The sequence below is a fragment of the Oceanobacillus damuensis genome (assembly GCF_001618145.1).
Lineage (GTDB): Bacteria > Bacillota > Bacilli > Bacillales > Amphibacillaceae > Oceanobacillus > Oceanobacillus damuensis.
Genome location: NZ_KV392045.1, coordinates 63,960 through 76,784 on the forward strand (window position 1 = coordinate 63,960; position 12,825 = coordinate 76,784).

Annotated in this window: 15 protein-coding genes and 1 pseudogene; 7 read left to right on the forward strand and 9 right to left on the reverse strand. The window is 40.5% G+C overall.

Going from position 1 to position 12,825, the window contains the following annotated elements:
* Positions 1-2: 2 nt before the first annotated feature.
* The 3 genes from A4245_RS03495 to A4245_RS03505 are packed head-to-tail and all read right to left on the reverse strand — an operon-like array spanning position 3 to position 1,636.
* On the reverse strand, positions 3-359 hold the full coding sequence (locus tag A4245_RS03495; RefSeq protein ID WP_067725712.1) for a HesB/IscA family protein: 357 nt from the start codon (positions 357-359) through the stop codon (positions 3-5).
* Positions 360-415: 56 nt separating this feature from the next.
* Positions 416-1,288, reverse strand: coding sequence for a diaminopimelate epimerase (dapF, locus tag A4245_RS03500; RefSeq protein WP_067725714.1), 873 nt, complete (start codon positions 1,286-1,288; stop codon positions 416-418).
* An 18-nt stretch (positions 1,289-1,306) separates the two neighbouring features.
* Positions 1,307-1,636 (reverse strand): YuzD family protein, encoded by a 330-nt coding sequence (locus A4245_RS03505; protein WP_067725716.1) that lies wholly within the window; start codon positions 1,634-1,636, stop codon positions 1,307-1,309.
* Positions 1,637-1,944: 308 nt separating this feature from the next.
* Here A4245_RS03505 and A4245_RS03510 point away from each other — a divergent pair, with 308 nt between their 5' ends.
* Positions 1,945-2,169, forward strand: coding sequence for a NifU family protein (locus tag A4245_RS03510; protein ID WP_017797469.1), 225 nt, complete (start codon positions 1,945-1,947; stop codon positions 2,167-2,169).
* A 59-nt stretch (positions 2,170-2,228) separates the two neighbouring features.
* Here A4245_RS03510 and A4245_RS03515 read toward each other — a convergent pair.
* Positions 2,229-3,195 (reverse strand): annotated as a pseudogene (locus tag A4245_RS03515) (2-hydroxyacid dehydrogenase).
* Between the two features lie 22 nt (positions 3,196-3,217).
* A complete protein-coding gene (locus A4245_RS03520) occupies positions 3,218-4,180 on the reverse strand; it encodes a protein kinase family protein (protein ID WP_067725718.1) in 963 nt (320 codons plus the stop codon).
* Between the two features lie 83 nt (positions 4,181-4,263).
* Here A4245_RS03520 and A4245_RS03525 point away from each other — a divergent pair, with 83 nt between their 5' ends.
* Together A4245_RS03525 and A4245_RS03530 are read left to right on the forward strand one after the other, a co-directional pair.
* Positions 4,264-4,779 (forward strand): phosphatidylglycerophosphatase A family protein, encoded by a 516-nt coding sequence (locus A4245_RS03525; protein ID WP_067725720.1) that lies wholly within the window; start codon positions 4,264-4,266, stop codon positions 4,777-4,779.
* Between the two features lie 146 nt (positions 4,780-4,925).
* Positions 4,926-5,846 (forward strand): phosphotransferase, encoded by a 921-nt coding sequence (locus A4245_RS03530; protein ID WP_067725722.1) that lies wholly within the window; start codon positions 4,926-4,928, stop codon positions 5,844-5,846.
* A gap of 803 nt (positions 5,847-6,649) precedes the next feature.
* On the opposite strand, the gene A4245_RS03535 is transcribed toward A4245_RS03530, so the two are convergent.
* Genes A4245_RS03535 through A4245_RS03545 form a run of 3 tightly spaced genes read right to left on the reverse strand, consistent with a single transcriptional unit; the run spans position 6,650 to position 8,550 of the window.
* Complete coding sequence (locus A4245_RS03535) at positions 6,650-7,420, reverse strand: TIGR01457 family HAD-type hydrolase (protein WP_067725724.1); 771 nt, start codon at positions 7,418-7,420, stop codon at positions 6,650-6,652.
* A 42-nt stretch (positions 7,421-7,462) separates the two neighbouring features.
* Positions 7,463-8,101 carry a helix-turn-helix transcriptional regulator gene (locus A4245_RS03540; protein ID WP_067725726.1) on the reverse strand — a complete coding sequence of 213 codons (639 nt, stop codon included), beginning with the start codon at positions 8,099-8,101 and terminating at the stop codon, positions 7,463-7,465.
* A gap of 11 nt (positions 8,102-8,112) precedes the next feature.
* Entirely contained in the window at positions 8,113-8,550 is a 438-nt protein-coding gene (locus A4245_RS03545) for a DUF86 domain-containing protein (protein WP_067725729.1), read from the reverse strand.
* A 111-nt stretch (positions 8,551-8,661) separates the two neighbouring features.
* On the opposite strand from A4245_RS03545, the gene A4245_RS03550 reads away from it, so the two are divergent.
* Entirely contained in the window at positions 8,662-10,083 is a 1,422-nt protein-coding gene (locus A4245_RS03550) for an amidase (RefSeq protein WP_067725731.1), read from the forward strand.
* 298 nt (positions 10,084-10,381) lie between these two features.
* Complete coding sequence (locus A4245_RS03555) at positions 10,382-10,639, forward strand: hypothetical protein (RefSeq protein WP_067725733.1); 258 nt, start codon at positions 10,382-10,384, stop codon at positions 10,637-10,639.
* 143 nt (positions 10,640-10,782) lie between these two features.
* Here A4245_RS03555 and A4245_RS03560 read toward each other — a convergent pair whose 3' ends face one another.
* Positions 10,783-11,058 carry a YutD family protein gene (locus A4245_RS03560; protein WP_067725735.1) on the reverse strand — a complete coding sequence of 92 codons (276 nt, stop codon included), beginning with the start codon at positions 11,056-11,058 and terminating at the stop codon, positions 10,783-10,785.
* Between the two features lie 130 nt (positions 11,059-11,188).
* On the opposite strand from A4245_RS03560, the gene A4245_RS03565 reads away from it, so the two are divergent.
* Together A4245_RS03565 and A4245_RS03570 are read left to right on the forward strand one after the other, a co-directional pair.
* A complete protein-coding gene (locus A4245_RS03565; protein ID WP_067725737.1) occupies positions 11,189-11,764 on the forward strand; it encodes a YhcN/YlaJ family sporulation lipoprotein in 576 nt (191 codons plus the stop codon).
* 34 nt (positions 11,765-11,798) lie between these two features.
* Positions 11,799-12,764, forward strand: coding sequence for a M23 family metallopeptidase (locus A4245_RS03570; protein WP_067725739.1), 966 nt, complete (start codon positions 11,799-11,801; stop codon positions 12,762-12,764).
* The last annotated feature ends 61 nt before the right edge of the window (positions 12,765-12,825 follow it).

Genomic DNA, 12,825 nt, shown 5'->3' on the forward strand with positions numbered 1-12,825 from the left:
TATTAACAGTCCCCTGGGGTGCCTACTTTATCTTTTGTACGGAAAGATGATCCACAACCACAGGATACGATTGCGTTCGGATTATCGATGCTGAACCCGCCGCCCATCATATTTTGTTTGAAATCAATTGTCGTTCCTTCTATGATAGGTATGTCCTGATTGAAAAACACAACAGGAATTCCGTTTATATCTTCAACAACATCCAGTTCTTCATTTACATCATACTCAAAACCCAATGAATAGGACAATCCGCTACAGCCGCCACCTTTTATACCAAAACGCAAACGTGCATTGTCAGATTCATCCTTCATCATCTCTTTGATTTGAACACTGGCATTATCCGTTATATTAATGACCATTTGACGGCCTCCTCTTTTTTGTTTCTATACTAAGTATACAATAGAAATCCTGATATTCAACTATTTGATTTCTGCTTTTGATACGTAAAAGTTCCTTCTGCAATAACTTCTGCTCCACCAGTCATCCAAACATCTCCGTTATCATCCCATTTGATTGTTAAATCCCCTCCAGCCAAATGGACAACAACATCCTCATTTCTTTTTACATGACCATTCAATACAGACGCAACGACGGCTGCACATGCACCGGTTCCACATGCCTGGGTGACACCGGACCCTCGTTCCCAAACAGAAAAATTAATCTCATTCGGTGATACGACTTCAATGAATTCCACATTCACACCATCCGGAAAGCGCATATCTTTTTCAATTTTAGGACCGAGTTCATACAATGGTGCTTCTGCAATATTGTCCACGAAAAAGACAGCATGAGGATTTCCCATTGAAACTGCTGTCACTTCCAGTTTTTGACCATTTACGATAAACGGCTCTGACACAACTTTTGGGTCATCATTTCCCATCATTGGGATATCCATGCGACGCAGGTTCGGAGCTCCCATATTAATCGTTATTTGCTGCACCTCATCGCCATTTAAAGCAACTTCGGACTTCACAATATTAGCTTTCGTTGAAATGCTGAATGTCTCATTCGTAACGATCCCATGCTCATAGGCATATTTGGCTGTGCAGCGTAAGCCATTGCCACAGCTCATTCCTTCAGAGCCATCTTTATTGAAAATCCGCATGCCGACATCTGCTTTTTCAGTTGGATGTATCAAAATCATACCATCCGAACCAATTCCCGTATTAACATTAGAAACCTTTTCGGCAATATGTGGTAAACTTTCTTCGTCTAAATCATATTGGAACAAATCAATATAAATGTAGTTATTTCCAAGTCCGTGCATTTTGATAAAAGGTATTTCCATTTTAATCCCTGCTTTCATTTATGACTGTATTTGAATGCCGTGTCTATCCAGTGATTGATATATTGTCTTTAAACGAGGAATACCTTCAGCCACTAATTCATCGTTCACGAAGACGATTGGATAAAATAAATCCTCTTCAAAAATTTGCTGTACAAATTGTTTATGCTTTTCCACTTCTGGAGGCTGATTGATATCAATATATTCATATGCTATTGGATCATCTATATACTTCCTTCCAATTGCCGCCTGGAGCCACTCATAGGTATCCTTCGAACCTGGTGCCCCGACACAGCTGGCACAGATCTGTTCTGCTCCATAAACAGTGATTGTCAGCTTTTTGTTTTCCATCTGATCCCCTCCTATTATGCGACACGCCTGAACAGTCGCCTTCGCTTTTGGTTCGGCTAGCTACGGCTCCTAGAAACTCCCGTCATAAGCAATTGACACTTCATGCAGGAAGTTCACCTGCATTACGGTCCCTTGCTTATGCGTCCGTTTCTAAACAGTCGCCTTCGCTTTTGTTTATAGTTTCTTTTATTTTACAAAATCTTTATATAAAGATAAAATATAAGTGACTGGAAAACTTAAAAATAATTTCAGATAGATTTTTATGCCAATACAATTTATAATGGGAGTATGGAAAGGAGTAGATGGATATGCAAGAGCAAGTACAGGAAGTATTGAATAAATTACGTCCATTCTTACTACGTGACGGTGGAGATGTCGAGCTGATCGATGTGGATGAAGATGGTGTTGTTCTTCTTCGTCTTATGGGTGCATGTGGAAACTGTCCAAGTTCTACAATTACATTAAAAGCTGGAATCGAACGCGCATTGATGGCTGAAGTTCCTGGCGTCAGAGAAATCGAACAAGTATTTTAAAGAACGATTATATATATCAGGAGGCAGACAATCTAATTTGTCTGCCTTTTTATGTGCCCTCATGTCACTGGTGTTTTAGCGGCATTTCCACCTATCACCGCTTTTAAATTATCGAAACATAGATTAATCATCGTTGTTCGTGTATCTTCACTTGCGGACCCGATATGCGGAAGACATACCACATTTCTCATTTTTGCGAGGGGGTGTTCGGCACTAATTGGCTCATTACGGAATACATCAAGCCCTGCCGCTTTTATTTCCCCTGTCTGAAGAGCGCTTTGCAAAGCATCTTCGTCAACAACTCCACCGCGGGATATATTGATAAAAATGGCGCTTTTTTTCATTTTTTTAAAAGCATATTCATCAAATATAGCTTCCGTTTCTCCGGTCAATGGAACGACAGAAACGATAAAATCCGATTCCGTCAGCAATTCGTCAAAGCTGGAATAAACCGCCCCAAGTTGCTTTTCCGCCGTTTCTTTACGTGTACGGTTGTGATAGCGAATGTTCATATTGAATCCTGTGGCACGTTTCGCTATAGCTTCCCCGATTTCTCCCCATTCCTAATATTCCAATGGTTTTATGGTGTATATCGGAGCCGGCAAGCAGATATGGCGCCCATTCCTTCCATTGATTGTTTTTAATGAAATCATTCGCCTCAACGACCCTTCTTGCGGTGGCCATCAGTAAGGCGAACCCAAGGTCAGCAGTTGTCTCTGACAGTACATCCGGCGTATTCGTAACCGTTACACCATGCTTTTTAGCAGCCTCCAAATCTATATTGTCATATCCCACTGCAAGATTAGCCACTATTTTCAGATTTGCTGCTTGGGACAATAGTTCTTCATCTACCCGATCACTGAGAACAGTAAGCAGACCATCTGCTGTTTTTGCCTCTTCCAATAAAACTTCTCTTGGAACAGCTTCATCCTCTTTCTCCCACATTCTAACCGAAAAGTTTTCCTCCAAATCCGCAAGCAAAGACTTCGGAATTTTCCTCGTTATATAAATTGTTTCTCTCCCCATTAAATCACCTCTTGTGCAATCATTACAGCCAGTGTAACACAGGTATCTCCCAACTTTCAGCATCGACACCCACTGTTCTGTAAAAACTGCCAAGCTGCTTTTCATAATCTGCCTGCAGACTGATTAGCCTTTTTAATTCCTTTTCATTAGGATTGGTGAATCCCTCTGCAATAAAATCATAGAGATGTACAGGAAAGAGTAATCTAGCGTATACCAACCGCCATCCAAAGACGGATAAAGGGGAGATTGTCTGATAATCATTCAGGAAACCTATTATTTTCTCTGGACTGTCATTTTTCAAAAAGGAATAGCGTATATATTCTGCAATATCTCTTGCAGGATGATCATACACAAGCTGATCTGTCCATATGATGGATTGCTCCGGAGACTGACCAAAGCGAATGAATGTCGTTGTCCCTTGGTCAGAAGCCAGAATGCGTCTTTCGCGTTCGCTTTCCTGCAGATACTGAATGGCATTTTCGCTTGTTCCGATTAAATAAGGGAGAAAATCCATCAGTGTCCGGTAATAGTCGGAAGGCTTCTTTCTGGCCTCTTTTTCGATAACGTCCTCAAATGCAGTTAATTTTTCTATCCACAGATCCTTCCACTTGCCATAGCTCGATATCGACTTTGGCTCATAGCTGAATTTGGAGCCTGTTTGATGAAGCTTCGCCAGATGGATTCCTATCGGCTCGTTGTGCTGCCGATTCATTGTTGGAAGATGCAAAACCATCCAGGAATCATCTGCAAATGCAGTCCACCATTCCCCATTTGCATTCCTGATTGGCATGGCAATACCTTCAACGGAATTTTCGCTCAAATAATAAGAGAGGGCTGCTTGTTCCATTAGTATCGTTTCCCTGTTCCTTCCAGAAATGGTAAAATAAAAAGTGTCACCCTGCCTGTATCCTTCTTTCGTTCCAAAGAATAATTTTTCCTCCACGTGGATACGGTAATGGATATTCAGCATTTCTTCCAATGACAAAGCAATCTCCCCTTTTTCTCCTTTTAATAAAAGTGTATGAAGGAAAGAAAGATATTTTAACTATAATATGAAAAGGTGATTATATGGATAAATACACGAAAAAAAGCGAACTGGAAGTAAAAGCAAGAAAATTACTGACACAACGTGGAGTAGAGTTGGATGATATTGCTGAACTGGTCTATTACCTGCAATCGAAGTACCATGAAAATTTATCCATGGACGAATGCCGACATAATGTTGACCGCGTACTTACCAAAAGAGAAGTGCAAAATGCCATTCTTACAGGAATTCAACTCGATGTGCTGGCAGAACAGAAAAAACTTGATCAACCATTACAAAAAACAATTGAAATTGATGAAGGACTTTACGGTGTGGATGAGGTTATTGCATTATCCATTGTTAATGTTTATGGTTCCATTGGGATGACCAATTTCGGTTACATTGATAAGCAAAAGCCTGGTATACTGAAAAAATTAAATGATAAATCCAGCGGAGAGATCCATACTTTTCTTGACGACATTGTCGGTGCGATTGCAGCTGCAGCATCCAGCAGATTGGCACATAGTGATGCAGAGGATATGGATGAAGTTGATATTTAAAATCATGCCAGTATATTAACAATCAGTTATACTTCTTTGAAAATACAATCAGACGATCATGTAAACACACAGCAATAAGAGCGTACTTGCTGTGTGTTTTTGTTTGTGATCAATTAATTTTTAGAAGTATTGGGGGAGGGAATAATATGAGTGGAATGGAAGTTTTAAAGGCATTTGGTTTCGACCCAACAGAAGAGCCCGAAAGTATTTATCCTTTCTCTCCGGTATTCCGGGTGAATGATTATATTGTAAAGCGTACCAAAAGTCCGATGGCAAAAGCGAACCGCCTTATTTCTTATACATCAGCCTTAAAAGAAAAAGGGATTAATATAGTAACCCCCGTGAAACTGGGTGCTGCCAATCCACAGGAAATCGGGGATGACGTCTATGTCGTCTACCCATATATTAATGGATCCGTATATTCGGGGCAACAGCATGAAATTTACGAAGCCGGTAAATTGTTGGGGAAAATCCATCTACATTCACCTATCGAGAATACATACGAACTGGAGGAATACGACGTTTTTGATTTTAATAATGAAGAGGTAGATGAAAGTATAGAAAATATAAAAAGACATAAGGAAGGTGCAGGTTCTTCCATTGATAGTATTCAATTAAAAGAGAAGTTATTGCGGATTGTCACCCAGCAGAAGGAATTAAAACGTCTACCCTTACCATCAGTTGCAACACCGCATGATTATAAGGCCAATAATTTAATCTATACAGCTGAGCCTTTCCTGATTGATCCCGACAATGCTATATGGATTCCAAAAATTTTTGATTTGGCACTTGTATTACTTTTATTCCATAATGAAATGGCAACAGCACCTGCCCGTATATTCTCCCCTGCTGAATGGAAAGTATTTCTATTGGGTTATAAAGAAACAATGACTGTTACCGAAATGGAAATCGAAATGTGGAGCAAAGCGGTGGAGCATGTGTTTCTTGATGAAGTAATGTGGTTAATGGCAGAGGTTGAGGAAGATTGGTCTCATCTATCACAAGTAAAGCTATTTGAAAGCATTGTTGAGCTATTGTTTGATACATCTGAATATCGTTTGGATTAATTTTTAATTCGTATCTTATGTAAAAGGAGATGACGTGCGTCCCTTTTCACGTCATTCTCCTATTTAGAATAATTTGAAACAATATAATTCTGCAATTATTAACTCAACATTCGCACCAAGAAAATTAGCTTAAACAGTTAACTGGGTTAAACTTCGAATGTCTCTAATAATCCCCTTGCGAACCTGATGAAAATAAGGCTATTTATCAAGATGGTATGCTTTTTAATTAGTGCATAGTAGATAGAAACTGCGACGCAGGATAAGGAGCTCCGACGACCGCTCTGGGAAATACACTGCGCTTTCCACGGGCGGCTGGTGAGCCCCTTCATGCTAACGCATTTCAGTGTCTCACCTATGCCTCTCTTCCCGTAGGAGTCTCCGTGTATTTCCTAGAGCTGGTTGAGATTGCTGCTAATAAACTGCATACGTAATAAAAATATAATGATACAGCTTCACCAGTTCGGGTGAGCGGCGGGCGGTGACTCCTGCGGGAAAAGCACGTGTCCGAAGACCAGAAGAGTGGTTTTCTCTTCGGGGCTGAGGCCGTGCCCGCGGAAAGCATCCGCCCAGAGCGATCCCGGACGGCAGCAGATGCACATATCTCCTAATAAAACCTGAGTTACGTCGCATCTTATATAAACTGCGAATAAAAAGCTGTAAAACTAAAAGAACGATGGGGTCTAAGTGTATCCAGGCTGCTCCGTGCAAATAGTTAATCCAAAGTCAACTTGAGCAGTGCAACTCACGCCATCCTAATTCTTCCAAGGATTATTTATCCATTTCCTTCTGTGAAAGTTGAGTTATTAAATATACGGAATCCATTCCCTTAGGCTATGTACAGCATATGTTGGCTTCGTTTCAAGATTCTCCAATTCACGAAAAGATGTCACCCCGGTAAAGACCATTAATGTATCCATTCCTGCATTAATCCCCGCCTTAATATCGGTATTGTAATTGTCGCCAACCATCAGAGTATTCTCTTGTGACAAACCTAGAATGTTTAAAGCCTCCTTCATTATAACCGCTTCCGGTTTTCCGATAAATATTGGTTTTTGCCCAGTGCTTACAGTAACAACAGATGTCAATGATCCGTTTCCAGGGAGCAGACCTCGCTCGGTCGGGATTGCAATATCGCTATTGGTGGAAATGAATGATGCCCCATCGCGTACAGCAAGACATGCCTTCGCGAATTTTTCATAGGTCACCTGGCGATCGATTCCCATAACCACAAAATCAATCGATTCTTCTGTAATTGTCAAGCCACTTGCTGCGAGTGCATGATGCAGCCCTTCTTCTCCAATTACAAAACAACGGGCTCCCTCCTTCTTGGAACGGATATAGTTTGCTGTTGCAACACTTGTAGTCACCACCTGCTCCGGTGTTGATTTTATACCCATTGAATTCAGCTTGTTGGAAACATCCTCCTGCTTTTTGGAGGAATTATTGGTAACGAATAAGTAAGGGATGCCATGTGTGAACAGTTCATCTACAAACTCTGCAGCTCCCTCAATCGATTCAGTCCCGCGATACATGGTTCCATCCAAGTCGATTAAATAGCCTTCATATTTTTTCATTGAAACACTTCCCTCCACGTAAAAAAAGATGATTCCATCGACTCAATCATCTTTTTCCGGCTTTGTTATCGTCCACCTGCACATAGGCTCCCCTTTTGTTATGAAAGTGTGAGCCTCCACTTCACTATAAGGAAAGACCTCCTCAAACAGTTTTTTCTCATTTGTGCACATCTGGGGATAGCAGGTAGCGATATTGGCAACAGGGCAATGGAAATTTCTTATTTCATAATTACCCGCATTCGTCCTCTCTACCTCCAGCATATATCCCTTTTCATTCTGCTTACGAGCCAGCTCAGTTATTTTCTCATCGAAATCCTCTGTTTCCATAGCTTCTTTTAAATGGGCTTTATCCCGATCGGTATGCTTATTCAAGAACTCCTGAACCGCTTTCTTCCCGTGTAATTCTTCCAGATCCTGAAGCAGTTCCAAAGGGAGATTTTTATATTGGTCGGGGAAAGTTTCATGTCCCTTACCAGTCAATGCATACGTGTAATATGGCCGACCGATTTTCTGTTTATGCGCATCTTTTCTCACCAGTCCCTGCTGTACAAGTTCGTGAAGCTGTTTTCGTACAGCAATTTCCGAAATGGAAAAATGCTCCATAATGGTATCAATCGTCGCTCCACTGTTCTTTTTAAGGGTATTCAACAGCTTTTCTTTTGTCGGTGTATGTTTACTCATCAGAATCACCTTTATTCACCGGAAAAAGCGTTAGCTACTCCCAGTTCGTTTTTTAAATAGGTGCGAATGTGACTGCTGAACTGTTCCAATATCTCCTGGTCATCCATTAATGTTTCATGCAAGATAGTATGATTGACATCAGTATAATCATTAACGAGCATTTTGCGCAATATGATAAATGATTTGTATGCTTGCTCTTCTTCTTCAGGCAATACCTTCTCATCAATGAGAATATCAATAATGTCTTCGTAACTTCCAGGGTCGCGCATGATAAATCCGTCAATCATCATGTTACCGACATCAAGAATCGATTCAATCAGTACATGAATTATACGCTCCAGACTTAATTTTTCCATTCGACTGCTGAATGATTGTTTTTTCACTTCCTGAAGGATTTCTTCCATATATAAAAGCGTTTTCTCAATTTTACTTTGATCAACAAAATACATTCATATTACCTCCGATAACTGCCTATAATTTTATCATATCATATTCTTTATGAATATAAGTTAAAACATGATATATTTAAAAATAAGACACTTAATAATGAGGGAAATCAAATGAAAGACAGATCAATTATTGATATGGATGCGACTGGTCTAGCCAGGGCCATTCAACAACGGGAAGTGACTAGTGCTGAAGCTGTTTCAGTGTTTATCAAACATATACTCGAAGAAAATGCGGAAATTAATGCAATGGTTGAAGATCGATTTGAAAAAGCTTTGGAGGAAGCCAGCGAAATGGATTCCATGCTTGAAAGAAATGAGATTAAAGGGCCATTGCATGGTGTTCCAATCAGCATAAAGGAATCCCTGCATGTTGCAGATATGAAAACAACTGGCGGTCTCGAGCATCGGCAGGATTTAATATCCAAGGAAGATGCAGCGGCTGTTACCCGTCTTAAAAATGCTGGTGCAATAATTTTAGGCAAAACCAACACACCTGCTCTATGTTTTTGTCAGGAAACGGAAAATAAGTTATATGGAAGAACCAACAACCCTTGGGACTTAACTCGCACTGCCGGTGGGTCAAGCGGTGGTGAAGGAGCCCTGCTGGCAATTGGTGGGGCTGCTGCTGGCATTGGTTCTGATATCGGTGGCTCCATTCGTTTTCCTGCCCATTTCAATGGGATTGTCGGTTTCAAGCCTGGGATGAATCAGGTTTCAACTGCCGGACATTTTCCTCAGGCAGTTAACCCGCTACAGCAACGGATGCATACAGTTGGGCCGATGGGAAAATCCGTTCAGGACATGAAACTGCTATACCAGATCCTTTCCGGCTCCTCCACAGAACAAAAAACACTGCAGCGGTTCCGGATTGAAATACTGCCAGGAAATATCGATTATCCTTTATCACAAAAAACAAGGGACATTCTTGATCAGCTGGAATTGTTTTTGGAAAAAATCTATTCCACAAAGCGGGCAATGCCACCTTATTTCAAAAATAGTGCCCTCATTTGGCAGGAAATCATGTCGATTGAAGGAAGCAGATTAATTGAACTGGAAGCATATAACAATGACAGATCCAATGTCTATACATCCTTTTTCAAGGAAAAATTCACGCAGCGTACAAAGGTTCATCCATATCTTTCCTGGGCTATCATGGCGGCTAAGATGTTCCGTCCATCCACGAAGCGCATTCGTGAAATAGAAGCAACACTCGAACAGGGTGATGAGCTGCTGGCGACTTACTTAAAAAATCGTCTGTTGATCTTTCCGATTTACCATTCAGGAGCCCTTCCGCATGGTCAGGTCTTCAAAGAAATCTTTTCCATTCGAAAGACATTCCTGCTGCACATGCCCTACACGGCATATGCGAATGTCTGGGGACTGCCTTCTTTGACAGTGCCTGTTGGAGTCGATGAGAACAATATGCCAGTCAGCGTTCAAATTATGAGCGCAAACGGTAATGAAGATGCGGTATTCCGCTTAGGAAGACTGCTCGAGAAAAAATTCAGAGGTTATGTACGGTGCAAAAAATAAGCTGTTTTCCAAACGAATGCTGCTGCCAAAACACTTTTCCATTTGTGAGGGCTGTAGAGTTAACTTACGATACATTTTATATCACTGCGAAGCCAGGACAAAATTTTCAAATACAGAAATAAAACATAAAGCCAAATAACAGTCAGTCCATAGAAATGGCCTGGCTGTATTTTTATTGGTCTTGAAAGTAATTCTATTTTTCCCTCCAGTGATTTACGGTACGCTTCACCTGATTATAATTCCTTTGTTTATACACATACTATAATTGCTTAACCTAAATAAAGGTGGCGATTTACAAATGGAAAAAAATCATAAAGAGGAATACGCCAATTTTCCCAATGTCGATAAACAGAAAAACCAGTTAATTCCGGAAGAATTCCCTGAAGGTGCTTATGGTTCGGCAATTAATATAGAAGAGAAGGTAACAGGAAAATCGGAGCCATGGAAGCCTGGACAATATCGTGACAGTGCCTTTGTTTTTCCGGATAAAGATCAGCATGATGGATTACCAAGGCAGGCAGATGGCGCCCACCCCACACATGACAGTAAAGATTAAAACAGTACAGAAGCGAACCTTTATAACAAGTTTTTATTTTCCCGCTTGCGAAAAATAGGCAACAGATTTGAAATCTGTTGCCCCTTCTTATGATGATCAGATTAATTGAAATGTTCTGCTCTATATGAATAACAATTATGGCATTACTTTGGTAATTTTTTCAGTACAAAATAGGCACATCCAAAATTACAGTATTCCAGAAGATAATCCTCCAAGGTACCAATTTTGGAGTCGATGGAGGCTTTTGAATTTCTATCTTTATAGAATCCTTTTAAACGAAGCTGGTCATAACCCCAGTCTCCCACAATATAATCATATTTTGCCAAGATTTCGGAATAGCGGGCTTTCAATGCTTCTTCCTGAAATCCATCTTTATTGTTTTCTATAATTTCGTATTTCTTTCCGTTCAGTTCGACCAAGAAACTCACCCCACTTAAGCTGATTATAGTTTACCACATGAATCGTTATGGAAACCAGAAATTTTTACATGCATTATTTTATGGCTTTTAAAGAAACTAAATGTATCCAATGTCATGTAGGAGGAAAAATATGAGATCACTATTCTTTATTATCCTTGTTGTTACAGCAGTTCTTTCCGGGTGTGCAGAAACAGATGATACGATGACTGAAAGAGAGCAGATTGTAGACGAATTGGATCCTGCAAGAAATTATGAAGAGCCTGCAGACCATGAATTGAATTCTCAGATTGGCTATGTCCGATATACAAAGGAACAATTTGAAAGCAACTCTGAAAATCAGGATAAAGCAATCACTGTCGATCGACATGAAATGGCTGATATGATTACAAGGATCATCCTAAGAAATGAGGGTTTTGATGAAGTTGCAACGCTTGTTACTGACCAGGAAGTTTTGATTGCTTATGACAGAACAGAAGGGTCATCCGAAGAGGAGGCTGCCGATATTGCCACAAGGACAGTAATGTCGATTATGCCGAGTTATTTCGATATTTACGTGTCAGATAATGAAACATTAATGTATGACCTTCAAAGTCTGCACAATTCCAAGACAGAAAATCGTGACTATGATAACACAATAAACCTGATCATCAATGAAATGCAAAAATCCTCACAAGGTGATCAAAACAAACGGGATCATATGGAATAAGAAACATCTATAAATCCGCTCTGGAGGTGAGAAAATGCTTTTTCGGATAACGATTATTTGGTTAATATTTATGCTTTTGCTAATCCAGCCATATACCGTTCAAGCGGAAGATGAAAGTATTTATGATGAACGTATGGCTCTATTCAAGAAAACAGAAGCACTTACCCAAATACCATGGTATTACCTTGCTGCAATCGATAATTTTGAACGTAATATTAAAAGCAGTGATGAACCTGAGCAAGTTATATCTATAGAAATCCCACCTGAATTATGGTTTGGTCCTGGGAACAGCTCATTTTTGAAAGACATCGCTCTCATCGACACATTTAATGGTAAAGGAAAAGATGGAGACGGTGACGGGATAGCAGACCCGGAAAATGAGGAAGATGTGCTCTACACGATGGCGATGATTCTTTTGGAGTATGGTCCTGACAGAGATGATATAAAAATTGCGCTATGGAACCATTACAAACGGGATTTAAGCGTACAGACAGTCATGAACACTTCAAAAGTGTTCCAGACATTCGGAGATATCAACCTAACAGACAGGGACTTCCCTGTTTCCATCGAGCATAATTACAGCTACCGCAATACGTGGGGTGATCGAAGAGGATTCGGGGGACTGCGGATACATGAAGGAACAGATATCTTTGCCGGGTACGGGGTTCCTGTAAAGTCTACCACCTATGGGGTAATTGAGATGATGGGATGGAACCTTTACGGTGGCTGGCGGGTTGGTATACGGGATATCTTTAATATTTACCACTATTACGCACATATGAGCGGGTTTAGCGACGACTTAAAGGTGGGTCAGGTTGTAAAGCCTGGTGATGTGATTGGAAGTGTTGGATCAACAGGTTATGGACCACCTGGTACATCGGGAAAATTCCCTCCGCATTTGCATTACGGCATGTACAAGGATAATGGGTACAGCGAATGGTCTTTTGATCCTTACCCATATTTAGTGAAGTGGGAGCGCATGGCAAAAGATAAGAACTAAGAATAAAAGCGGAGGTGACTGTTCAGAAACTCAACGCTAGCAAGGGACTGGAAAGCGCATG